Annotated in this window: 26 protein-coding genes; 7 read left to right on the top strand and 19 right to left on the bottom strand. The window is 66.8% G+C overall.

Annotated elements, in window-relative coordinates; translation table 11 throughout:
* Nucleotides 1-17: 17 nt before the first annotated feature.
* The 16 genes from hflC to rpoE all read right to left on the bottom strand — a co-directional run bounded on the left by hflC (nt 18) and on the right by rpoE (nt 13,323).
* Nucleotides 18-902 carry a protease modulator HflC gene (gene hflC, locus D579_RS0112690; RefSeq protein ID WP_018938413.1) on the bottom strand — a complete coding sequence of 295 codons (885 nt, stop codon included), beginning with the start codon at nt 900-902 and terminating at the stop codon, nt 18-20.
* Nucleotides 902-2,116 carry an FtsH protease activity modulator HflK gene (gene hflK / locus D579_RS0112685; protein WP_018144056.1) on the bottom strand — a complete coding sequence of 405 codons (1,215 nt, stop codon included), beginning with the start codon at nt 2,114-2,116 and terminating at the stop codon, nt 902-904. The genes hflC and hflK overlap by 1 nt, the downstream gene beginning before the upstream one ends.
* 127 nt (nt 2,117-2,243) lie before the next feature.
* A complete protein-coding gene (gene acpS / locus D579_RS0112680) occupies nt 2,244-2,642 on the bottom strand; it encodes a holo-ACP synthase (protein WP_018952216.1) in 399 nt (132 codons plus the stop codon).
* Between the two features lie 7 nt (nt 2,643-2,649).
* Nucleotides 2,650-3,417 (bottom strand): pyridoxine 5'-phosphate synthase, encoded by a 768-nt coding sequence (locus D579_RS0112675; protein ID WP_018952215.1) that lies wholly within the window; start codon nt 3,415-3,417, stop codon nt 2,650-2,652.
* A gap of 35 nt (nt 3,418-3,452) precedes the next feature.
* The gene (locus tag D579_RS0112670) at nt 3,453-4,109 is read right to left on the bottom strand and encodes a recombination protein O N-terminal domain-containing protein (RefSeq protein WP_018168144.1); all 657 of its coding nucleotides are present in this window, start codon (nt 4,107-4,109) and stop codon (nt 3,453-3,455) included.
* Complete coding sequence (gene era / locus D579_RS0112665; protein WP_018168143.1) at nt 4,106-5,026, bottom strand: GTPase Era; 921 nt, start codon at nt 5,024-5,026, stop codon at nt 4,106-4,108. Before era ends, D579_RS0112670 begins: the two co-directional genes overlap by 4 nt.
* The gene (gene rnc, locus D579_RS0112660) at nt 5,023-5,700 is read right to left on the bottom strand and encodes a ribonuclease III (RefSeq protein WP_026289529.1); all 678 of its coding nucleotides are present in this window, start codon (nt 5,698-5,700) and stop codon (nt 5,023-5,025) included. Before rnc ends, era begins: the two co-directional genes overlap by 4 nt.
* Before the next feature lie 43 nt (nt 5,701-5,743).
* Nucleotides 5,744-6,100 (bottom strand): DUF4845 domain-containing protein, encoded by a 357-nt coding sequence (locus D579_RS0112655; RefSeq protein WP_018144062.1) that lies wholly within the window; start codon nt 6,098-6,100, stop codon nt 5,744-5,746.
* A 59-nt stretch (nt 6,101-6,159) separates the two neighbouring features.
* Complete coding sequence (lepB, locus tag D579_RS0112650; protein WP_018144063.1) at nt 6,160-6,930, bottom strand: signal peptidase I; 771 nt, start codon at nt 6,928-6,930, stop codon at nt 6,160-6,162.
* A gap of 67 nt (nt 6,931-6,997) precedes the next feature.
* Nucleotides 6,998-8,806: a translation elongation factor 4 gene (gene lepA / locus D579_RS0112645; RefSeq protein ID WP_018144064.1), complete on the bottom strand. Its 1,809-nt coding sequence runs from the start codon at nt 8,804-8,806 to the stop codon at nt 6,998-7,000.
* Entirely contained in the window at nt 8,803-9,042 is a 240-nt protein-coding gene (locus D579_RS0112640) for a glutaredoxin family protein (RefSeq protein ID WP_018168141.1), read from the bottom strand. Before D579_RS0112640 ends, lepA begins: the two co-directional genes overlap by 4 nt.
* Nucleotides 9,043-9,152: 110 nt before the next feature.
* Nucleotides 9,153-10,577: a DegQ family serine endoprotease gene (locus D579_RS0112635; RefSeq protein ID WP_018952214.1), complete on the bottom strand. Its 1,425-nt coding sequence runs from the start codon at nt 10,575-10,577 to the stop codon at nt 9,153-9,155.
* Nucleotides 10,578-10,658: 81 nt separating this feature from the next.
* On the bottom strand, nt 10,659-11,147 hold the full coding sequence (locus tag D579_RS0112630) for a SoxR reducing system RseC family protein (RefSeq protein ID WP_018144067.1): 489 nt from the start codon (nt 11,145-11,147) through the stop codon (nt 10,659-10,661).
* Between the two features lie 22 nt (nt 11,148-11,169).
* On the bottom strand, nt 11,170-12,156 hold the full coding sequence (locus D579_RS0112625; RefSeq protein WP_018144068.1) for a MucB/RseB C-terminal domain-containing protein: 987 nt from the start codon (nt 12,154-12,156) through the stop codon (nt 11,170-11,172).
* Nucleotides 12,157-12,162: 6 nt separating this feature from the next.
* Nucleotides 12,163-12,729 (bottom strand): sigma-E factor negative regulatory protein, encoded by a 567-nt coding sequence (locus D579_RS0112620; RefSeq protein ID WP_018144069.1) that lies wholly within the window; start codon nt 12,727-12,729, stop codon nt 12,163-12,165.
* Nucleotides 12,730-12,741: 12 nt separating this feature from the next.
* Entirely contained in the window at nt 12,742-13,323 is a 582-nt protein-coding gene (rpoE, locus tag D579_RS0112615) for an RNA polymerase sigma factor RpoE (RefSeq protein ID WP_018168138.1), read from the bottom strand.
* A 144-nt stretch (nt 13,324-13,467) separates the two neighbouring features.
* Here rpoE and nadB point away from each other — a divergent pair, with 144 nt between their 5' ends.
* Entirely contained in the window at nt 13,468-15,108 is a 1,641-nt protein-coding gene (gene nadB, locus D579_RS0112610) for an L-aspartate oxidase (RefSeq protein ID WP_018952213.1), read from the top strand.
* A 234-nt stretch (nt 15,109-15,342) separates the two neighbouring features.
* Here nadB and D579_RS0112605 read toward each other — a convergent pair whose 3' ends face one another.
* Genes D579_RS0112605 through D579_RS0112595 form a run of 3 tightly spaced genes read right to left on the bottom strand, consistent with a single transcriptional unit; the run spans nt 15,343 to nt 17,778 of the window.
* Entirely contained in the window at nt 15,343-16,071 is a 729-nt protein-coding gene (locus D579_RS0112605) for a ferredoxin--NADP reductase (RefSeq protein ID WP_018938407.1), read from the bottom strand.
* Nucleotides 16,068-16,982, bottom strand: coding sequence for a nucleoside triphosphate pyrophosphohydrolase (mazG, locus tag D579_RS0112600; RefSeq protein WP_018938406.1), 915 nt, complete (start codon nt 16,980-16,982; stop codon nt 16,068-16,070). The genes D579_RS0112605 and mazG overlap by 4 nt, the downstream gene beginning before the upstream one ends.
* A gap of 43 nt (nt 16,983-17,025) precedes the next feature.
* On the bottom strand, nt 17,026-17,778 hold the full coding sequence (locus tag D579_RS0112595; RefSeq protein ID WP_018168135.1) for an MBL fold metallo-hydrolase: 753 nt from the start codon (nt 17,776-17,778) through the stop codon (nt 17,026-17,028).
* A gap of 216 nt (nt 17,779-17,994) precedes the next feature.
* Between D579_RS0112595 and D579_RS0112590 the strand changes: the two genes are divergently transcribed.
* From D579_RS0112590 to lipA, 6 genes are all read left to right on the top strand, one after another.
* Nucleotides 17,995-18,234 (top strand): BolA family protein, encoded by a 240-nt coding sequence (locus D579_RS0112590; RefSeq protein ID WP_018168134.1) that lies wholly within the window; start codon nt 17,995-17,997, stop codon nt 18,232-18,234.
* A 20-nt stretch (nt 18,235-18,254) separates the two neighbouring features.
* Entirely contained in the window at nt 18,255-18,659 is a 405-nt protein-coding gene (locus D579_RS0112585) for a hypothetical protein (protein ID WP_018938405.1), read from the top strand.
* The gene (locus D579_RS0112580) at nt 18,656-19,210 is read left to right on the top strand and encodes a hypothetical protein (protein ID WP_018952212.1); all 555 of its coding nucleotides are present in this window, start codon (nt 18,656-18,658) and stop codon (nt 19,208-19,210) included. Before D579_RS0112585 ends, D579_RS0112580 begins: the two co-directional genes overlap by 4 nt.
* Before the next feature lie 86 nt (nt 19,211-19,296).
* A complete protein-coding gene (locus D579_RS0112575) occupies nt 19,297-20,508 on the top strand; it encodes an HDOD domain-containing protein (protein ID WP_018952211.1) in 1,212 nt (403 codons plus the stop codon).
* Nucleotides 20,509-20,514: 6 nt separating this feature from the next.
* Nucleotides 20,515-21,720, top strand: coding sequence for an HDOD domain-containing protein (locus tag D579_RS0112570; RefSeq protein ID WP_018952210.1), 1,206 nt, complete (start codon nt 20,515-20,517; stop codon nt 21,718-21,720).
* A gap of 62 nt (nt 21,721-21,782) precedes the next feature.
* On the top strand, nt 21,783-22,739 hold the full coding sequence (lipA, locus tag D579_RS0112565) for a lipoyl synthase (RefSeq protein ID WP_018168129.1): 957 nt from the start codon (nt 21,783-21,785) through the stop codon (nt 22,737-22,739).
* Nucleotides 22,740-23,116: the final 377 nt, after the last annotated feature.

Here is a 23,116-nt window from a genome sequence, read left to right as displayed (position 1 = left end):
CCGCCTCCGCCCCTCCTTTACCGGGTCGGCAACGGCGCCGGGCGTTCGCCACCGGGGGCGTTGAAGAACTGGAAGAACTCGGAGTTCGGTTCCAGGATGAAGGTGCTGTTCTCGCCACTCATGCTATTGCGGTAGGCAATCAGGCTTCGATAGAAGCGGAAGAACTCCTGATCCTCGCCAAACGACCGGCCGAGGGTCTCGGTGGCGATCGCATCACCGGCACCGCGGATCTCTTCCGAGTCCCGATAGGCGTTCGCCAGGATGACCGTGCGTTCACGGTCGGCGCGCGAGCGGATGCGCTCGGCCTCTTCCTGACCACGGGCGCGGAAGTCCTGGGCGACCCGCTGACGTTCGGCGCGCATGCGCTCGTACACCGACTCGGACACCTCTTCCGGCAGGTCCATGCGGCGGATGCGGACATCAACCAGGTCGATCCCCAGCTCCTGCGCGGTCTCCAACGCAGTCTGGCGCACCGCACCCATGATCGTCAGGCGTTCGCCAGCGACCACGTCCTGCAACTCGAAGCGCGCAAACTCGTTACGCATCCCGTCGCGCAGGATCTGGGCCAGGCGCTCCTCGGCCAGACGCTCGTCACCACGGGTGGCACGGTAGAACTGGCCGACATCGTCGATCCGCCACTTGGCGTAGAAGTCGACAATGATGTTCTTCGCCTCGGAGGTCAGGAACCGGTCCGGCGGGATATTCAGCGTCATGATCCGGGCGTCGAACTTCTCGACGTTCTGGATCAGCGGGAACTTGAAGTGCAGCCCAGGGGCCGGGTCGACCTCCCGGATCTCCCCGAGGGCGAACTTGATCACGCGGTCACGCTCGTCGACGGTGTAGGTCGACAGCGCGACCACGATCCCGAGCACGACTACGGCAATACCGACGATGCGTAACATTAGCGAACCTCCCGCGAACGCTGGGCGGCCGGGCTGCGATCGCCCAGTCGGTTCGTGCCCGTGCCACTGTTGCCGAACGTGCTGCGACTGGTATCCAGCGGCCGCGGTGTTGGCGTGTCACCGGAATTAGTGGTGGAGCGCTGCCCCTGGAACAGTTGATCCAGCGGCAGCATCATCAGGTTGTTACTGCTGCCAACATCCAGCATGACCTTGCGGGAATCCTGCAGCACGGCCTCGACGGCCTCGAGATACAGACGGTCGCGAGTCACATCCGGCGCCTGCTGGTATTCGGCCAGCAACTGATCGAAGCGCGAGGCGTCACCCTCGGCGCGCGCGATCACCTGGTCCCGGTAACCCTCGGCCTCCTCGATGATACGGGCGGCCTGACCGCGTGCCCGCGGAATCACACCGTTGGCGTAGGCCTCGGCCTCGTTGCGGAAACGCACCTCGTCCTCGCGGGCACGAATCGCGTCGGCAAAGGCCTCCTGCACCGGCTCCGGCGGCTGCGCCTGCTGCATGGACACGGCCGTCACGATAATGCCCGCGCCATAGGAATCGAGGTTTTCCTGCATCACCACTCGCGAGGAGGATGCGATCTCGCCACGCCCCTCGCCGAGAATGAAGTCCAGGTTGTTCTTGCCGATACGCTCGCGGATCGCCGACTCCATCACCTGGTTCACGGTGGTGTCGGGGTCGCGCACGTTGAACAGGTAGTCGACCAGATCGAGGACGCGGTACTGCACCGCGATGTCGACATCAATGATGTTCTCGTCACCGGTCACGATCAGGGCACGGTGGGAGAGCGTACGCACGTTGTCGACATTCTCGATCTCGACGCGCTCGATCGGGTACGGCAGGTGCCAGCCCGGCCCCGGATTCTTCACTTGCTGGAATTCGCCGAAACGCAGCACGACGCCGCGCTCGCCTTCCGAGATGATATGAAATCCGGAGGCCAGCCAGACAACCACGGCAATGATCAGGCCGAGGCTGACCAGGGCCTGCGTGCCGCGGCCCATGCCGCCGCTTCCGGAACCGCCGGAGCCGCCACTGCCGCCCCCGCCGAAGATGCCGTTCAGCTGACGCGACAGCTTGCGCATCATTTCTTCGAGATCGGGCGGCTGGTTACCGCCTCCGCCGCCACCGCTACCGCGCTGGCCGCCACCACCCCCACTCCAGGGGTCGCGGTTGTTGTTTCCCGGTTCGTTCCAGGGCATGGAGTGGACTCCGTCGCTCGCTCAGGGCTGCGCCCGACGCGGAATCCATGGAGACCGGCGGGCATAAGGGGTCACATTCTAGGGAGGCGCCTCCGGGCGGGCAACCACGCCCGGAGGGAAATGGGGGTTACTCGGGGCGCATACCGGCCGGCTCGGCCTCAATCACGACAAACGCCTGGGCGTAATCGCGCTCGTCGCTGATGCTGAGATGGATGGTCCCGGCGCCCAGACGCTCGGCCGTGGCGCGGGCACGCCCCTCCAGCACGAACTCCGGCCGACCACGGGCATCATGGGTCACGCCGGCCTCGGCCAGTGCCATATCCGCCCCGATACCGCAGCCGAGCGCCTTGGACAGGGCCTCCTTGGCGGCGAAGCGCCGGGCGAGAAAACCGGCCGGGTGTTCGGGCGGCAGGTCCACGCGCTCCAGCGGGTGCAGGATACGTTCCGCCAGGCGCGCACCGTGGCGCTCCCACATGCCCTGCATGCGCGCGACCTGCACCAGATCGGTGCCGATGCCCAGGATCATCCGGCGCTCAAACCGGGTACTGACCGGGCGGCAGACCCTGGCGCGCGGCATCCATCAGGCCGCGCATATGGCTGACCGCCTCGGGCAGGCCGGTGAACAGGGCCCGGGCCACGATCGAATGCCCAATGTTCAGCTCGTGAAACACCGGGTTGGCAGCAATCGGCCGCACGTTGTCATAGTCCAGCCCGTGCCCCGCGTTGATGACCAGCCCCATGGCCCGGCCGGCCGCAGCGGCCTCGTTGATCCCGCCCAGGAGCCGCTCGCGCTCGGCGACATCGCGGGCATTCGCATAGGCGCCGGTGTGCAGCTCTACCACCGGGGCGCCGATAGCCACGGCGGCCTCCAGCTGGCGCGCATCCGGCTCCACGAACAGCGAGACCTCGATCCCGGCGGCGGTCAGCGGCGCAACAAACGCGCGCAAACGCTCCAGCTGGCCCAAGGCATCCAGGCCGCCCTCGGTGGTCAGCTCCTCGCGCTTCTCCGGCACGATACAACAGGCCTCCGGGAGCAGCTTCAGGGCGATCGCCTGCATCCCCTCGGTGGCTGCCATCTCCAGGTTCATCGGGACCTTCAGCCGCGGCTTGATCCCGAATACGTCGTCATCCTGAATGTGGCGCCGGTCCTCGCGCAGATGCAGGGTGATCGAATCCGCACCGCTGGCCTCGGCCAGGCGCACGGCCTGCATCAGGTCCGGGTACGGCGTATGCCGCGCCTGGCGGATGGTGGCGATATGGTCGAGATTGACCCCGAGCTTCAGCGGAGCAGGATGCGACATGATGCGATGCCCTTGTATGGCTGCGGTCCGGGCCACTACAGCAGACCCCGGGTCCGCAGCGGCCGCCCGGCCAGATGGGTGTCGATCAGCCGACGCATGAAGTCGCGGCTGACGCGGGCCTGATTATCCGGCACGTCGCAGGCGCTGGCCAGCGCCTGCAGCGCGACACCGGGGATCGCCTCGCTGCGACCGGCGGCCACACGCTCGACCCCCGCCTCCGGGTCGTAGCGGTACCAGGCATCGGGGTCCAGCTCGGCCGGGTCCACGTGTTCGAGCCCGGAATCGAGTGGTGCGAGCAGGGCCCATTCCGCGCGGCGCAGGACCGTATCGGCGCGCTCGCGGGCGGCCAGCCGGGCATAAGCGGATAACAGCGCCGGGAGGGCCTCCGGGATCGGTGCGTCGCGTGGGTACAGGCGCAGGATCAGCTCGTTCAGGTACAGCCCGCAGACCAGGGCCCGCCCGGTCAGCGGGAAGACCCGCTGCTGCTCGGCCACATTCAGCGTCGGCAGCTCACCGCGCCCACGCCAGGCGAGATCCAGCAGCACGAAGGGCTGCACCGATCCGGCCTTGCCGCGCACCACTGCCGACAGGCGCCCGGCCTCGGCGGTGAGCAGGTCGAGCACCCGGCTGTTCTCGCGTAGCGGGCGGGCGTGCAGGACCACCCCCTGGGTGAGCCCGGCGGTCGCGCTCACCGCGATTCTTCGATCCCGAGGTCACGCAGGGCGCGCGGGTTGCGGGTCCAGTCGGCCTCGACACGCACGGTCAGGCGCAGCATCACCTTGCGCTCCAGCAGCGCCTCCAACTGGACGCGTGCGGCCTGGCCGATGCGCTTGAGTCGCTGCCCGCCCTTGCCGATCACGATGCCCTTCTGGCTGTCGCGCTCGACCAGGATCACGGCATCAATGTGAGTGGTGCGCGGCTCGTCCGCCCATTCCTCCACGCGTACCGCCACCGAGTACGGGACTTCCTGCCCGAGATGCTCCAGCATGGACTCGCGGATCATCTCTTCGGCACGGAAGCGCTGCGGGCGATCCGAGAGCTGATCCGGGTCGTACAGGAACGGCCCCTCCGGGATATGCGCCCGAATCTCCGCGATCAGACCGTCCAGGTTGGATCCGGTCTTCGCCGAAAGCGGTACCACGCCGACATAGCCGAAGGCCGCGGCGCGGGCCTCGATGAACGGCAGGAGTTCTTCCTTCTCCCGACACTGGTCCACCTTGTTGATCACCAGGAGTGCCGGACGCCCGGAATGACGGATGGTCTCCTCGATGCGCTCGTCGCCGGGGCCGAACTCTCCAGCCTCGACGATGAAGCAGACCAGATCGGCATCCGCCAGCGCCTGGCTGGCCGTGCGATTGAGGACCCGGTTCACCAGCTGGGTACGCTCGGTATCGATCCCCGGGGTATCCATCAGTACGACCTGGTCCTGCCCCTCGGTCACGATGCCGAGGATGCGATTGCGCGTGGTATGCGGCCGGCGGGTCGTCGCCGCCAGCTTCTCCCCAACCAGGCGGTTCATCAGCGTGGTCTTGCCCACGTTCGGTCGGCCAATCAGCGCGACCAGTCCGCAGTGCGTGGTGGCGGGTTCGGGGACTACGGTTTCACTCATTGTTCCTGTACCTGTTGCAGGCGTTTCAGGGCCGCCTCGGCCGCGGCCTGTTCGGCGCGACGGCGCGAGGAGCCCTGGCCACGTTGGCCCCAGCCCTGGGTGGGCAGGTGGACCGCCACGGTGAACTGGCGCTTGTGATCGGGGCCGACCACCTCCAGCACCTCGTAGACCGGCAGATCCGCATTGCGGCCCTGCAGTTGTTCCTGCAGCCGGGTCTTGGGGTCCTTCAGCGATTCGGCCGACGGGAGATCGTTCAGGCGCTCGACATACAGCGCCAGGGTAAAGTCGCGCGCGGCCTCCATCCCGGCCTCGCGGTAGGTCACCCCGATCAGGGCCTCCACCGCATCGGCCAGGATGGAGTCGCGGCGCTGGCCGCCACTCTTGCGTTCGCCCTGCCCCAGGTTCAGCGTGCCCTCGAGGCCGGTCTCCCGAGCCAGATCCGCCAGCGACTCGCGATTGACCAGGGCCGCACGCAGGCGGGTGAGATCCCCTTCCGGGGCGTCCGGGAGCTTCTCGTACAGGGCGTCGGCGATCACCAGCCCAAGGACGGCGTCACCCAGGAACTCCAGGCGCTCATTATTGCGCCCGCCGGCGCTGCGGTGGGTCAACGCCTGGTCAATCCCGTCGCCGTCGCGCACGGCCGCGGGCAGCAGACTGCGAAAATCCCGGCTCACGAACCCACCCGACAAAGCATGCAAGGAACCGACGCTGACCCCATCAGGGGGCCAGCGTCTCGCTGTTCGAGAAGCGCGCCACCACGTCCACATTGCCGAGGAATTCCCGGCGCACCTCGTACTGCAGATGCAGCTGGCGGCTGGCGCCATTCTCGGTCACGCTGAAGTCCTCCTCGCCGATCCCGTCGTATACGGAATTGATCTGGAAGCGGCGGTTGATCTCGCGCCACAGTTCGCGTTCGCTCTTCTCTGCCGCGCCGGCCTGAGTGGCGACGTCCTGCATGATCGAGCGCACGGTGAGGAACTGGGTGTACTGCGTGCCCATCTTGATCACGAAGGTACCGACCAGCAGCGCCAGGAAGATCAGCGCGAGAATGGTGATCGCGCCCGCGCCCTGCATCGAGTGTCTGGAATGTTGCATGAAAACCCCGTCCCTGTTTGCCCGCCCCCGCGGGGCTACTAGCGAATCGCCTGGCCGATCCGGGAAAAGTCCCGATGGCCTTCATTGTAATCCCAATGCAGCCAGATGAAGAGCGCACGCCCAACCAGATGCTCCTCGGCGACAAAACCCCAGGACCGGCTGTCGTTGGAATTATCGCGGTTGTCACCGACCATGAAGTAGTGCCCGTCGGGCACGGTGACCGATCCATCCAGGCTGGCCTGCTGCTCGCGCATCAGGGTGTTATATGTGCGCCCGTCCAGGGTCTCCTCGAAGATCGAGGCACCCGACATCACCTGCCCCGAGCCCTCGCCTTCGAAGGTCCCGACGCGCTCGGCCGACTGCGGCTCCCCATTCACGTACAGGACGCGGTCGCGGAACGCGATGGTGTCGCCCGGCAGGCCGATCACACGCTTGATGTAGTCCTCGGCCGGGTTGCGCGGGTACTTGAACACCACCACCTCGCCCCGCTCCGGTTCCCCGGTGTCGAGAATCTTGGTACGCGTCACCGGCAGACGAATGCCGTAGGAAAACTTGCTGACCATGATGAAGTCGCCCACCAGCAGGGTGGGCATCATCGAACCCGAGGGGATGCGAAAGGGTTCGGCCACGAACGAGCGCAGGATCAGCACGATCAGCAGGACCGGGAAGAACGAGCGCGAGTAATCGACGAACCAGGGCATTTCGCGCTGGCGCTCGGGGCTCCGACGCCGCCGCAGGATCACCCAGCCCAGCCAGATCAGGCCGGTCACGGCGGTTGCCAGCACCAGGATCAGTTCGAGATTTGCCATGCCGTGTCCTCTGTTCCCGGTCCGCCGGGGATCGCCCTGCGACCCGTCCGGGCCGCAGGCCTGGTTGTTACTTCTTGTCGTCGTCTACCGACAGCACCGCGAGGAAGGCTTCCTGCGGGACATCCACCCGGCCGATCGACTTCATGCGTTTCTTGCCGGCCTTCTGCTTTTCCAGCAGCTTGCGCTTGCGCGAGACATCCCCGCCGTAGCACTTGGCCAGCACGTTCTTGCGCATCGCCTTGACCGTGGAGCGCGCGATGATCTTCGACCCGATCGCCGCCTGGATCGCCACCTCGTACATCTGACGCGGGATGATCTTCGCCATACGTTCGATGATCTGGCGCCCGCGCGACTCGGCGTGGTCGCGATGCACGATTGCCGACAGCGCATCCACCCGGTCGCCGTTGATCAGGATATCCACACGTACCAGCGGCGCCGCCTCGAACCGCAGCGGCTGATAGTCGAACGACGCATAGCCACGGGTCGCGGACTTCAACCGATCGAAGAAGTCCAGCATCACCTCGGACATCGGCAACTCGTAGGCCAACTGCACCTGGCGCCCCAGGTACTGCATCTTGGTCTGCGACCCACGCTTTTCCACGCACAGCGTGATCACCGCGCCGACATACTCCTGCGGGACCAGGATATTGGCCTCGATGATCGGCTCGCGGATCTCGCCGATCTCGTTGTTCGGGGGCAGCTCCGAGGGGTTGTGCACCATGACCACCTCGCCGTCGCTTCTTTCCACCTCGTAGACCACGGTGGGCGCGGTGGTGATCAGGTCGAGGTCGTATTCACGTTCCAGGCGCTCCTGCACGATCTCCATGTGTAGCATGCCGAGGAAGCCGCAGCGAAAGCCGAAGCCCAGCGCCTGCGAGGTTTCCGGCTCGAAGGACAGCGCGGCATCGTTCAGGCGCAACTTGTCCAGGGCATCGCGCAGGTCGTTGAAGTCCTCTGCACTGACCGGGAACAGCCCGGCAAAGACCCGCGGCTGAACCTCCTGGAAGCCCGGAACGGGTTCGGAGGCCGGGTTGTTGAAGTCCGTGAAGGTATCCCCGACCTTGGCCCCGGAGATGTCCTTGATGGTCGCGATCAGATAGCCGACATCGCCGACCTCCAGGGTCGCGCGATCCACCGGCTTGGGCGTGAACACCCCCACCCGGCTGACCTCGTGGGCACGCCCGACCGACATCGCCTTGATCTTCTGCCCGGCGCGGAAGCGTCCGGCCTTCACCCGCACCAGCGCGACCACGCCCAGGTAGTTGTCGTACCAGGAATCGATCACCAGCGCCTTGGGTGCAGCCTCGGAATCGCCCTCCGGCGGCGGGATACGACGCACGATCTCTTCCAGCAGTTCGGCCATCCCCTCGCCGGTCTTCGCGGAGACTCGCAGGGCGTCGGTGGCCTCGATACCGATCACATCCTCGATCTCGGCCGCCACCCGATCCGGCTCGGCGGCCGGCAGGTCGATCTTGTTCAGGACCGGCACGACCTCCAGGCCCTGGTCGAGCGCGGTGTAGCAGTTCGCGACGCTTTGCGCCTCCACCCCCTGCGACGCATCGACCACCAGCAGGGCGCCTTCGCAGGCGAACAGCGAGCGCGACACCTCGTAGGAGAAATCCACGTGTCCCGGGGTGTCGATGAGGTTCAGCTGGTAGCGCTGACCATCCTGGGCGTCATAGAACAGCGACACGCTCTGCGCCTTGATGGTGATTCCGCGCTCGCGCTCCAGATCCATCGAGTCCAGCACCTGCTCCGACATCTCGCGCTCGGTCAGGCCGTTGCAACCCTGGATCAGGCGGTCCGCCAGCGTGGACTTGCCATGGTCGATGTGCGCGATGATGGAGAAATTGCGGGTAAGGCGGGTTTCGGTCATGCAGGGGCCAGTAGGTCCAGCAGTGCCTTTCGGTCGAGGAAATGGCAGCAGAGAATGTCGTCGTCGACCGCGAGCACCGGGACCTTGACGTTGAAACGCGCCTGCAGGTCCGGGTGCTCGTCGATGTCGACGACCGTAAGCGCGAAAGTATAACGGCTTTTGAGGGCCATGATCTCGGCCAGCATGTCATGGCAGAGACCGCAGCTCTCGCGATGATAAAGGGTCAGTTCGGTCATCCAGAAACGATTGGGAGGGCTGCCGAACCCGCCGGCAGCCCTCCCGTTCTCCATTGCTGCCCCGCAGCACCCGCGCCGTTGGACCCGCGCGAGCGCAGCACGAGGCGGTTTCAGTCCCGCGGAACGCGCAGGGCGATATAGGTCGGATTGCCGCCACGGTACACCAGCACCGGCACCGTGCGCCGCTCACCCACCTCTTCGATCTGCTTCTCCAGGGTCTCCACCGAGTCGACCGCATGGCCGCCAAACTGGACGATCACGTCGCCGGAGCGCACCCCGGCCGAGCGCGCCGGATTGTCGGTGACGTCCCGGACCACCAGGCCGCCATCGACGTCCAGCTCTGCGGCACGCTCGGCATCCAGCGGCTCCAGGACCATCCCCAACAGGCTTTGCGGCTCGGTTCGCTCCGGGGCCTCACGCTGCGGCCCGCCGCGCTGGGCGGAGATATCCTCCGGCAGACGCTCGATCTCGACGATGATGGTACGAGTCTCGTCACCACGGCGCACCTCGACCTCGGCCTCGGCGCCCACCGGCGTGCGCCCGACAATCGGCGGCAGTGCGGACGAGTTCGGCACCTCGATGCCGTTGAACGACAGGATTACGTCCCCGGTTTCAAAGCCGGCCTTCTGCGCCGGACTGTCCGGCTGCACGCGCGAGACCAGCGCCCCGGCCGGCTTGTCCATGCCGAAGGAGTCGGCCAGCTCGCGGGTCACTTCCTGGATCAGCACACCCAGCCAGCCACGCGTCACCTCGCCGTGCTCGCGCAACTGCTGTACCACGTCGCCCACCATCTCGATGGGCACGGCAAAGGACAGCCCCATGAAACCGCCGGTCCGGCTGTAGATCTGCGCGTTGACGCCAATCACCTCGCCATCCAGGTTCAGCAGCGGCCCGCCGGAGTTGCCCGGGTTGATAGCCACATCGGTCTGAATGAACGGCACGTAATTCTCGCTCGGGAGGCTGCGCCCCTTGGCACTGACGATGCCGGCGGTCACCGAGTGGTCGAAGCCGAACGGTGAACCGATCGCCAGCACCCATTCGCCAACCTTCAGATCGGACGAGGAGCCCAGTTTCAGAGTGGGCAGGTTCTCGGCGTCAATCTTGAGCAGGGCCACATCACTCTGCGGGTCCTTGCCAACGATCTCGGCGTCGAACACGCGCCGGTCGGACAGGTGCACGACAACCTCCGAGGCGCCCTCCACCACATGGTTGGCGGTGATGATGTAGCCATCTTCGGTATAGATGAACCCGGAACCCAGCGAGTTGCGCTCGAAGCGCTCCGGCCCGCGCGGGCCTTCGCCCCCGGGGCCCCCAAAGAAACGTTCGAACAGGTCCTCGAAGGGCGAGCCCTCGAAGTCCGGCATCTGACTGCGATGCGGGTTCTCGCGCTCGCGGGTGGTCGCGATATTCACCACCGCCGGGCTGTGCTCCTCCGCCAGCAGCACGAAGTCCGGCAGCATGCGCGCCGAGGCCGGCAGCGACAGGGCGACAAAGGTCAGGGCCACCAGTGCCCATTGCATCGGTTTCATCATCATCCAGCCCGCATTGGGAAGTCGTAGGTTCATGGCTCTAGAAAGCCGGCCCGGCCACAAGTTCCCGACGACCGGCGCGAAGATTCAGGGCCGGGGCGCAGCCATGGGTGCCGCAGCGCGGTGGGTTCCCGTGGCCGGATGGCGCTCCAGCAGCACCGGCGCCAGATCCGGGGCGCGCCGGCGCAGCCAGGCGCGCACGCCGAGCAGCCCGCCCGCGAACCCCAGGGCCCCGGCCAGCAAATGAAAGCCCTCCCCGAGGCCGGGCACGACCAGCATCAGCAGTGCCGGCGCCGCCACCAGGCCGGCGAGCGGCAACAGGTACATCGCCAGGGCCCCCGAAACCAGCGCCTGATCGCGAATACCCAGGGTCACGGTATCTCCCGGCTGCAGCGAGCCGGGATGGCCGATGGACACCTCCACTGCCTTGCGGCCCAGCACCTCGGACAGGACGCCGCTGCCGCAGCCCGTCCGGGCCGAACAACTGCCGCAGGTCGAACGACGCTCGATACGCACACGCGCCGCGTAGCCCTCCACCGAGAGCACGGTTCCCTGTTCGCGGATCCATTCACTCATGCTTGCGGGCCCATGTGGCGATTCAATTGCCGGGGTGATGCACCACGGCGTCCAGCACGCCCCGCACCGTCGCCTGCGGGACATCGCCCACCGCAGTGACCTGGTGCCCCGCGATCGAACGCGCGGCCCCGTGCGTGGCCCCGGCACGTGTCGTGCCCTCGAACATCTGCTCGCCGCTGGCCTTCTCGATATAGACCGAGACCGAGGCCAGACCGTCGCTCAACACGAAATGACGCAGGCTGGCCTGGTCGTCTCCGACACGGCGTTCGGACGCGGCAATCGCGGAAAAGCCATCCGGCAGGTTGGCAAAGCTCCAGCCGTCCATGCCGGTCTGCTCGTCCCAGTCGGGCTTCTTGTGCCCATGGTCGGCTCGCACCTCGACATGCTCGGCGTCCTCGCGGGTCGCCTCGAGGGCGGTTTCCGCGACCTCGTCAAGATGCTCAAGATCGGTAAAGGCCAGGCGCTCAAGCAGCGCCCCGTGACCGTCGTACAGTTCGCTGAGCAAGGGGAGCGCGGTCGCGGTGTGCAGGCAGTAGCGATGGCTGTAACGCAGCATATCGCGGGCACGCGCTAGGATCATGCGGCACTCGAGTCCGGCGACTCGGTCCACGCCCATGTCTTCCAGGGCGTAGTGATCGTGATGCTCGAGCAGGAAGACCGGCGCTCCGGCCGGCCAGTGCGGGGCCCCTCCACCACCTTCGCCGGCTGCGGCCCGGGCTCCCTTCAACGCGCTCAGACGGTCGACCGACCGCAGGATCTCGCGGTGGCTTCCGGTCAGGGTTTCCAGGCGCTCGCGGTAGCCACCGTTCTCGGCGGCGTGCACCACACGAATGGCGTCCAGTCGGTCATCCCGCTGGAGCACGAAAGTTCCCTGGTAACTCTCCGAATGCAGGCTACTGGTCATCCGCTGCAGCCAGTCTGCCGGGGATTGATCCCCGGCCAGAACCGGCAACGGAACACAGCAAAGTGCAGTGGCGGCAACCAGGACGAACGGCAGGCCGCGGCGCATCACGCGTTACTCGTCACTCACCGAGTAACGAACCCGGCCCAGGGCGGTAGAACCCGGCCCGGTCAGTTCCGCGTGATTTTCGAGGTAGCGGGCAAAACGTGGGTCCAGCGACTCGCGTCCGGCGGCCGGGGCCTCGACGTCGGAGGTACTGGCCCGCTGCACGCCATCGGCGACCTGTGCCGGGGTACGGGTCTCGCTGGCGACCGGAGCGGCCTCCTGCGTGCCCGTGTCGGGCCCCAGCATCTGCATTCCGACCAGGGTCACCATCGCGACCGCGGCGGCCACGCCAGTGCCCGCAACCGGCTTCAGCCAGCGCGGCTGCGCCGGCTTGTGGGCAGCCGACAGCGGCGCCTCGTCAGCCAGGGCCGCATGGACACCGTCCATGAAGTTCGCGGGGGCCGTGCGGCGCATCCCGCCGCGCAGACTATCGCCGATCAGGTGATAGCGTTCCCACTGGCCGCGGTCCTCTTCGGACTTGACCAGTTCATCCATCAGGCGACGCGTCTCGAAGTCATCCGTTTCTCCGTCCACCAGGGCCGAAAGACGTTCATTCTTTGAGACTTGCTCTGTCATGGCGCTACTCGTTCAGTTGTTGTCTAACAAAGGACGCAAGGTCCGGTCGATGGCCTCGCGGGCCCGGAAGATGCGCGACCGGACCGTGCCGATCGGGCATCCCATCGTCTGCGCGATTTCCTCGTAACTCAGTCCCTCGATCTCGCGCAGTGTGATGGCCATCCGAAGGTCGTCGGGCAGTTCCTCGATAGTGCGACGCACCGCCCCTTCAATCTCTTCGGACAACAGCTCCCCCTCCGGGGTTGCACTGTCCTTCAGGGCGGAGTCACCGCCCATCTGTTCCGCGTCCTGCGCATCGATTTCGGCCTCGGGCCGCCGCCGTCCCTGGGAGACAAGGTGATTCTTGGCCGTGTTGATGGCGATGCGGTAGAGCCACGTATAGAACGCACTCTCGCCACGAAAGTTCGCCAGCCCCTTGTAGGCCTTAATAAAGGCCTCCTGAGACACGTCCAGGGCCGCTGCATGGTCATGGACATAACGCCCAACCAGGTTGACGATCTTGTGCTGGTACTTCAGCACCAGGACGTCGAAGGCCGCCTTGTCGCCCTTCTGAACTCGCTTGACCAGGGCCTCGTCGGAAGCCTTCTCGCTCATGCGGGGACTCCCGCCAACACGCCAGTCTCCGGTATTCTATGTTGCATGGACCGCCTGACTCGCATTAAGTTCGCTTTGCGCACAACACTGTTGCGCAAGGGCCACAATTCGCTCTGGCAACAAGCGCAGCACGTTACCTGACCCATGGGGACAGTACAACAACCGCGCCTGGCGGACGTCCTCGTGATCGGAAGCGGCGCGGCGGGGCTCTCCGCAGCCCTGCATCTGGCCCCGCACCGTCGCGTCACCGTGATCAGCAAGGGCCCGGTGGACGAGGGTTCTACCCGCTATGCCCAGGGCGGGATCTCGGCAGTCCTCGACCGCACCGACTCCTTCGATGCCCACATTCAGGACACCCTGGACGCGGGCGCGGGCCTGTGTGACCCGGACGCCGTGCGCCGCACCGTGGCGGCGGGCCCCGAGGCGATCCACTGGCTACTCAACCTCGGCGTGCCGTTCACCCGCGAGCCGCTCGAGGGCCGCAGCCGGCTGCACCTGACCCGCGAGGGCGGGCACAGCGCCCGGCGCGTCGCGCACGCCGCCGATGCCACCGGGCGAGCCATCGAAGAAGCCCTGGTGCGCAGCGCCTCGGGCCAGGGCAGCATCGAGGTGTTCGAACGCCACGTGGCCGTGGACCTGATCACCCAGCCGGTGGACGGCACCCGCCGCGTGGTTGGCGCCTACGTGCAGGACGCCAAGACCCGCGAGGTGGAGACCATCCTCGCCCCGACCGTGATCCTCGCCACCGGCGGCGCCAGCAAGGTCTACCTCTATAGCTCCAATCCGGACGGCTCCACCGGCGACGGCATCGCGATGGCCTGGCGCGCCGGCTGCCGCATCGCCAACATGGAATTCATGCAATTCCACCCGACCTGCCTGTTCCATCCGCGGGCCAAGTCGTTCCTGATCTCCGAGGCGGTCCGCGGCGAGGGTGGTGTCCTGCTCCTGCCGAACGGCGAACGCTTCATGCCGCGCTTCGACGAGCGCGCCGAACTGGCCCCGCGCGACATCGTCGCCCGTGCCGTCGACCACGAGATGAAGCGCCTCGGCATCGACCACGTGAACCTCGACATCAGCCACAAGCCGGCCGAGTTCATCCGCGAACACTTCCCCACCATTCACGAGCGCTGTCTGGAATACGGTTTCGACATGACCCGCGAGCCGCTGCCGGTGGTGCCGGCCGCGCACTACACCTGCGGCGGCGTGATGGTGAATCACTTCGGCCAGACCGACCTGCCGGGGCTGTACGCCGCCGGCGAGGCCTCCTACACAGGCCTTCACGGCGCGAACCGCATGGCCAGCAACTCGCTCCTGGAGTGCCTGGTGTATGCCCGTGCCGCGGCCGACCACATCCTGTCGCAGACCGATCTGCCCACCCCCGAGAAGCTCCCCGTGCCGCCGGCCTGGGACGAGTCCCGAGTGACCGAGTCACAGGAAGAGGTGGTGGTCGCCCACGACTGGGACGAGCTGCGCCGGCTGATGTGGGATTACGTCGGGATCGTGCGCGCACGCGAACGCCTGCACCGCGCCGAGCGGCGCATCCGCATCCTGCAGGAAGAGATCCACGAGTATTACAGCCACTTCCGCATCTCCCCCGACCTACTGGAACTGCGCAACCTGGCCATGGTCGCCGAGATCATCGTGAAGAGTGCCCTGTCGCGCAAGGAAAGCCGCGGGCTGCACTTCATCCGCGACTACCCGGACACCGACCCGGCCCTGGACGGCCAGCCGACCATCCTCGCCCCCGAAAACGCCCTGCGCCCGGGCGACACCCGCCGGCCGTAATCCTTCTGGGTTCGAGCACCGCGCCTGCCTTTCCTCCCGTCATTGCGAGGAGCGCAGCGACGAAGCACAAAAGCAGCGAAGCTGCGTTGAATGGCCGCAGGCCGGCCCGAAGGGCGAGCGGAGCGAGTAATCCCCCCACGCTGGCAAAGCGCTGGGATCAGGTGGCCGAGCACATCGATTGCCACGTCGCCTACGGCGACTCGCAATGACGGGTTCAGCTAGACACGCGGCGCGTTACCACCACTTCTCGTATTTCAGCTGCGCCTCGGGGATGCCCCATTCCGCCAGCAGGGTGGCCATGTCCTCGATGAACTCGCGCGAACCACAGAAGTAGAACAGCGCATCGCGCGGCAGATCGAGCGACTCCAGCAGCCGATGACTGATACGTCCGGTATGGCCCAGCCAGTCCTCGGCCTCGCGGGTCACGGTCAGGCTGACGTCGATATTCGGCGCCTTGGCCATCGACTCCAGCTCCTGCGGGAACAGCACCTCGTCCTGGTGCGCCACGCTGTACACCAGATGCGCATAGACCTCGGGCATGTCGGCGTGGATCGCGCGCAGGATGCCGAACAGCGGCGTCACGCCGATGCCGGCCCCCAGCAGCACGACATTCCTTGCCATGCCGGGCTCGAAGAAGAAACTGCCCTGTCCCGGCGTGATGTACACGGTGTCGCCTTCCTGCGCGACCGCGTGCAGGTGATGCGTCGCGTGGTGGTGGTCAGCGTACTTGATAGCCAGTTGCAAACGGCCATCCGCGCGCGGCGCGGACACGACCGAATAACCACCGACGAAGGGCTTGCCCTCGGGTTGCGGGATCACCAGATCCAGCCACTGGCCGGCCTTGCTGGTAAAGCGCTGCGGGTCCGCGGCCAGGGTGAACACCTTGATCAACGGGGTGACCTGCTCGATCGTCTCGATCCGGGCCGGCAGAAAGTGGTCGGGCAGTTCGACGGCGTCGCTCATCTCGGGTCCTTGGTCTCGGATTCGTCGTAAGGCTGGCGCTCGCGGCGCCGCGCCTCCTGATAAAGGGTCTCCTGGGCCGCGAAGTCCAGCGCCCCCAGGGTCTCGCCGCCCGCGGCGGCCAGGGCCTCCATATGCCGGAAGCGGGCCTCGAACTTGCGCGTACTTCCGCGCAGCGCCCCCTCCGGATCCACACCCAGGTGGCGCGCCCAGTTACTGACGGCAAACAGCACGTCGCCGACCTCCTCGGCGATGCGCGCCTCGGCCTCGCCCTGATCCACGGCCTCCTGCACCTCGGCCAGCTCCTCGTGGATCTTGGCGACCACCGGCGCCGGATCGTCCCAGTCAAAACCGAGCCGGGCGGCGCGGCGCTGGCTCTTCACCGCCCGCGACAGGGCCGGCAGAGCCAGCGGGATGTCGTCCATGGCGCTGGTCTGGGCGCGATCGGCACGCTCCCGGGCCTTGTCCGCCTCCCAGGCCGCCTCGCGCTCCGCATCCGAGGCATGCTCGACATCGGCAAACACGTGCGGATGCCGGCGCACCAGCTTGTCGCCGATCGCGCGCGCTACATCATCCAGATCGAAACGCCCGGCCTCCTCGGCGATGCGCGCCTGGAATACCACCTGGAACAGCAGGTCCCCCAGCTCGTCGCGCAGCTCGCGGGTGTCCGCCGCCGCGCCCTGGTCGCGCGCGATCACGTCGGCCAGTTCATAGGCCTCCTCCAGGGTGAACGGGACGATAGTCCCGGCCGTCTGCGCCCGATCCCAGGCACAGCCGGATTCGGGATCACGCAGCCGCGCCATGATCGCCCGCAGGCGGTCCAGCGGACCCAGCACGTCAAAGGGTGTGTGTTCGGTCATCGCGGGAGTGTACGGGGTCCGGCAGGCGGTAAAAACCGCCCACCGGATGAACATTCGGAACCGGTGGCTCCTGGCGGAGCCACCGGAAGGGGTCGAACTAGCCCTGCTGATCAGTCTCGCAGAGGCGCCTCTTCTCGTCCGGCAGGTTGTCGGGGCAGATCCCGCAACCCTCGTTGCCCGGCAGGGCCCAGTCGATCTTCTTCGGGTACGGCAGGTCCATCTCGTCCATGATCTTCACGAACTCCGCCTCCGGCTTGCCCTTGCCCAGGCGCGGGTTGCGCATCTTCTCCTGGCCGATGGTGGTGATCTGGCGCTCTTCGTAATCGTGCGCGGGATACACCAGGGTCTCGTCCGGCAGGGTGAAGAACTTGTCGTGGATCGAGTGATAGAGCGTCTTGGCATCCCCCGACTGGAAATCGGTGCGGCCACAGGCCTCGATCAGCAGGGCGTCGCCGGAGAACAGCATTTTCAGGCCCACGTGATCCATCAGGTAGGCGTGGTGCGCATCCGTGTGTCCCGGGGTATAGAGCGGGTTGACCACCAGGTTGCCCACCTGGAAGGGCTCGCCCTCGCGCAGGCCGAAATCGCGACACGGCAGTTCGTCCATCGCCGGCCCGCCCAGCTTGCAGCCGGTCTTTTCGCGCAGCATCCGGGCGCCGGTGATGTGGTCGGCGTGGATATGGGTCTCGATGACGTAATCGAGGCTCAGGCCCATCTCCTGCAGCACGCGCATGTCGCGGTCGACGGTTTCGATGACCGGGTCGATCAATGCGGTCTTACCGGTATCCGGGCAGCTCAGAAGATAGGTATAGGTGGACGACTCGTCCTCGAACAGTTGCTTGAAGATCATTGCGATTGCCTCCATGGCCCGGCGGGCCGAACGTTAGTGACCTGATGCTAGCGCAGCCAACCCGGAACAACCCAAACCAGCCCGACAATCCATGCAGGTGTTTTCCTACGAACCCGTGCTGCGGGAACGAGTTCCCCGCGTGGGGGAACTTCTGTCAGGCCCATCGCCCGGCTATCATCCGCGGCTGACCAATACGCACCAATCAGGGGACTCATCATGGATGCCAATCAAGTGGCCGAACTCATTCGCGCCGGCCTGCCGTCGGCCGAGAAGGTCGAGGTTACCGGAGGCGAGGGCAAGTTCGAGGCCCTGGTCGTCAGCCCACAGTTTGCTGGCATGAACGCGGTCAAGAAACATCAGACCGTCTACGCCACCGTACGCGAGCAGATCGACTCCGGCGAACTCCACGCCCTGTCCATCCGCGCCTTCACCCCCGAGGATGCCCCGAGCGCCTGAGGCGTTCAGCGCGCGTGCCGATGCTGTCGCCCAAGGGTCGCGAGGAGATCGAACGCCTGCTGGAGGGCGGCCTGGTACACGACTGGGGCGAGGCCGAGACCACCCTGCGCAACGTCACGCGCATGCTGCTGACCACCCGCCCCGACCTCCTGCGCCTGTATTTCACTCCCGAGGCCTGGGAGCAGATTACCGCCTGGCCGCAGAAGAAGGCCGCCAACGCGATCATCGCGGCGTTGCGCACCGGCGTGGTGGACACCCTGGGGCGGCCCGCCATCGCCAACCGCGAGCAGGCGCGGTTCTATTTGCTGTGCTTTCAGGACGACCTCACCGAGCGGGTCGACGCCTGGTGCCGCGAGCGCCCCGAGGAATGCCCACGGCGCAGCCGCAAGCGCACCACGGCCCTGCCCGACGACTCCGACACATGAACAACCCCGCGATCCAGACCTGTGGCGACCCGGCCCTGCAGGACGCGCTCGTGACCCTGTTCGCCCGCTACGGCCTGCGCCTGGTCGCGCACCCGGCCCAGGCGCCGCTGCCCGGCAGCTGGTGGGGCGAACCCGAGGCCGGGATCGTCGGCCATGACGTGCATGTGCGCCCCGACACCCCCATCCACTCGGCCCTGCATGAGGCCGGACATGTCATCTGCATGGACGCGGGACGGCGCGCCACCCTGCATACCAATGCGGGCGGCGATGACCTGGAGGAGTGCGGCGTATGTTATCTGCAGATCCTGCTGGCCGACGAGATCCCCGGCGTCGGCCGCGACCGGCTGATGCGGGACATGGACGCGTGGGGCTACAGCTTCCGCCTGGGAAATACCGCCGCCTGGTTCCGCGAGGATGCCGCCGATGCGCGGGGCTTTCTGCAAGCCCATGACCTGATCGACGCCGCAGACCGACCGCGCTTCGCCTGCCGTGGGGCGGCGTCAGCGCTTCCCGCCACCGGATCGGATGCTACACTGGCACCAGTCGAGTAACCCGCGCAGCGGGTACGCCCCGCGGCCCGCCACGCGGCGCTGCAGCGCGGGAACGGATTGGCACAGCACGGATCGGGAACCGCCCCATGGATAGCACCAGCATTGATGCCCTGCTTCAGGACCTGGACCTGACCTCAAGCCTGTCGGAGCAAGCCCGCAGCGAACTGGCCTCGGCCTGCCTGGCCCGGGAACTGGACGCCGGGCGGCGCCTGCGCCCGCAGGAGGTCGAGGATCGCTACCTGTTCCTGGTACGCGGCCAGCTGGTCCGCGTCAGCGGCGGCAATCCGGCCCGCATCACCCTGGAGTCGACCGATCCCGACAGCCCCCTGCAGATGTTCGACCAGAACATCGGGCAGCAGGACTTCCTCATTACCGAGAAGACCTGTCAGTTGCTGGAGATCCCCACAGCGGCACTGAAGAAGGCCCACAGTGCCTCGCTCGTAGTGCACGACACCGACCTGGACGACACCGAGGGCGCCTTCTTCGGCGAGCTCTACGACCTGATCACCAGCAATCGGCTGGAATTGCCGACCATGCCGGAGATCGCGCTGCGCATTCAGGAACTGACCAACGATCCGGATGCCGACCTGGACAAGCTCACCGAGGTCATCCAGCGCGACGGGACCATCGCCGGTGCGCTGCTGCACGCCACCAACAGCCCGCTGTTTCGCGCCGCCAAGCAGATCCAGTCCGTGCGCGACGCGGTCAACCGCCTGGGCTTTCGCAACACCCGCATGCTGGCGATGAACATGGCCCTGCGTCAGGCCTTCAAGGCCAAGCACGCCTCGACCCGCGACGCGATGGAGTCCAGCTGGAAACACGGCGCCCTGCAATCGGCCTACAGCTACCTGATCGCGGACTCGCTGAAGCAGCTGGACCGCGAGCGGGCACTGCTGGCCGGGCTGGTCGCCGGGATCGGCGCGGTCCCGATCATCCAGTTTGTGGAACTGCGCGAGGACCATCCCGACCGCGAGCGCGTGCAGTCGCTGGTGCGGCGCCTGAGCAATCTCGCCGGCGTCCTGGTAATCAACTACTGGGATCTGGGCGGCGACCTGGTAACGGTCGCTGAACACACCGGAGACTGGGGCTATCGCGCCAGCGAACCGGACTACGCCAGCATCGCCCTGGTCGCGGAATGGGCCACCCGCCGCGCCGAAGGCGAGGCCGTCCCCGAGGCCACCGATGTCGCGGCCTTCGAGGTCCTCGGGATCACCCCGCCCCCACCCGGCGAGCCGATCGCGTTCCTGGAAGAGCGCGCCGAGGATCTGGCAGAACTCCGCGCCATGTTCAACGTCTGAACCGCGGTGATCGAGCAACGCCTCCCCCAGCTGCACCCGTTTGCCGAGCTGAGCGACCGGGCCCGCGACAAGCTACTGCAGCACGCCCGGACCATGACGGTGGATCCGGGCTTCAAGCTGCATGCACGCGACGAATTCCGCAGCATGATCTTCCTGCTGGAAGGCCGCATGATCCTGGCCAGCGGGCGCAATTCGGTCATGTTGAAAGGCGACAGCAGCGAAGCGCTGAACCCCCTGTTCGATGCGCACGACTACCACAGCCATGCCATCGCCGCGACTCGCTCGACCCTCGCCATGCTTGATCGCAAGGTCTATGAAACCCTGATCGACGGCGGCGGCCAGGACAGCGTCGAGGTCAGCGAGATCGAGCTATCCGATCTCGAGGGCGAACTGTTCAGCAGCATCTACACCCATGCCTACTCCGGGGAACTGGCCCTGCCCCAGCTCCCCGAAGTTGCCCTGCACCTGCAGCGGGCCCTCAGGGACCCGGATGTCTCCATCGCCGAGGCCACCCGCATCATCGAGGAAGATCCGAGCGTGGCCGGCCGCCTGCTGAGTGTGGCGAACAGCCCGGCCATGGGCAGCCGCCGTGTCGTCTCGCGCCTTCAGGATGCCGTCGCCCGGCTTGGACTGGAACGCACCCGCCAGTTGGTGATGGCCCTGGCGATGCACCAGGTCTTCATCCATCGCGACAACCCCTACCATGAACTGCTGGAACGCCTGTGGCGGCGCTCCGCACGCATTGCCGCGGTCAGTTGCGTGCTGGCCGACCAGTGCGAGGCCGCCGATCCGCAGAGTGCGTTGCTCGCCGGCCTCCTGCACCGAGTCGGGGCCTTGCCGGTCATCGCCGAGGTCGCCCGCACCCATCCGGACCGAACACCCGGGGAAGTGGAACGCGTACTGTTCCGACTGGAAGGCCTGATCGGCGAACTGGTTGCCCAGCAATGGGACCTGGCATCCGATATCATAGAGGCCATTCGCGATTCCGGCGGCCCGGAGAATCCGGAGGCTCACGCCCTGACCGACATCGTGCGAATCGCCCGCGCCGCATGCCCGCGGGATGCCGAAGACGACCTGCTCTCCGACCGCATCCCGCTCACCGACCTGCGGGCAGTGGAACGCCTCGGCTTTATCCTGGACGAGGACGGCAACCTGCCCGCCATCGAGACGGCTAGGCAGGAAGTCGAGGCGCTGATCCGCGAGGTTGCCTGAGCACGCCCGATCGCCCCACACCGGCCGCACAACCCGGCCGCCACGAAATTCAGGGAAGGTCCATGGACACTCGAATCCGCCCCCAGCCCGGTGAAAAACAGCGCGCCGCCGACAAGGTCGCGCGCATCCCGGTCAAGATCCATCCCACCGAGAAGCCCCAGCGCAAGCCCAAGTGGATCCGCGCGCAAAGCCAGGCACGGCCCGAGGTGCAGCGCATCAAGGGCATCCTGCGCGAACAGAAACTGCACACGGTCTGCGAAGAGGCGAGCTGCCCGAACCTCGGCGAATGCTTCGCCCACGGCACCGCCACCTTCATGATCATGGGCGACATCTGCACCCGCCGCTGCCCGTTCTGCGACGTCGCCCACGGCCGCCCCGAGGCCCTGGACGCGGACGAGCCCCGTCACCTGGCCGAGACCATCCAGGCGCTTGGCCTCAAGTACGTCGTGATCACCTCGGTGGACCGCGACGACCTGCGCGACGGGGGTGCCGGGCACTTTGTCGACTGCATCCGCGAGGTGCGCTCCCTGAATCCGGGCATGAAAATCGAAATCCTCGTACCGGATTTTCGCGGTCGCATGGATCGCGCGCTCGAAATCATGCAGCAGGCCCCGCCGGACGTGTTCAACCACAACCTGGAGACGGTCCCGCGCCTGTACCGCGAAGCCCGCCCGGGCGCCGACTACGCCTGGTCGCTGGAGCTGCTGCGGCAGTTCCGGGAACAGCACCCCGGCGTGCCGACAAAGTCGGGCCTGATGCTGGGGCTCGGCGAGACCCGTGAAGAACTGCTGGAGGTCCTGCAGGACCTGCGCGACCACGGCTGCGACATGCTGACCCTGGGCCAGTACCTGCAGCCGTCGCGCCATCACCTGCCGGTGACGCGCTTCCTCTCCCCCGAGGAGTTCGACGAGCTCGGCGACCGTGCCCGCGAGATGGGCTTCAAGCAGGTGGCCAGCGGCCCAATGGTCCGCTCGTCCTACCACGCCGACCTCCAGGCCCAGGGCCTCGAAACCGCCTGACCCGTCCCGGGTGCCTTGCCGCGGCAACGCGTCCGGTGCGGCCTGGCTGCTCCGAACGTTCACGTGTCGTACCAGCGCAGCCCGTAGCTAGAGCGGCTTGAAAACCGATTGTTTACAGGGCCTCGCGCCACCGCCTGCCTGGTCGTGGCTGGCCCCGGTTCATCCTCTGGTGTTTACGGTGGCTCCGGTCCGCATACTGCCCGGCGCTGACTCGCCAGCGCGCCCCGAGGCACTTTCTTGCTTGCCCAAGAAAGTGCCCAAAGAAGGGCACCCGGATTCCGCCCGGGAACCTTGCTCCAGGGCCCTCGGGCCGGCGGCGCTGAACTCGCTGCGCCTGCGGCTTCGCTCAGACATCCAGCGCCTTCTCCCGGCCCGAG

Source organism: Thioalkalivibrio sp. AKL12 (assembly GCF_000377925.1).
Taxonomy (GTDB): Bacteria; Pseudomonadota; Gammaproteobacteria; order Ectothiorhodospirales; family Ectothiorhodospiraceae; genus Thioalkalivibrio; species Thioalkalivibrio versutus.
Note: the sequence above shows the minus strand (reverse complement) of the source record. Positions and strands in the feature narration are given on the sequence as shown.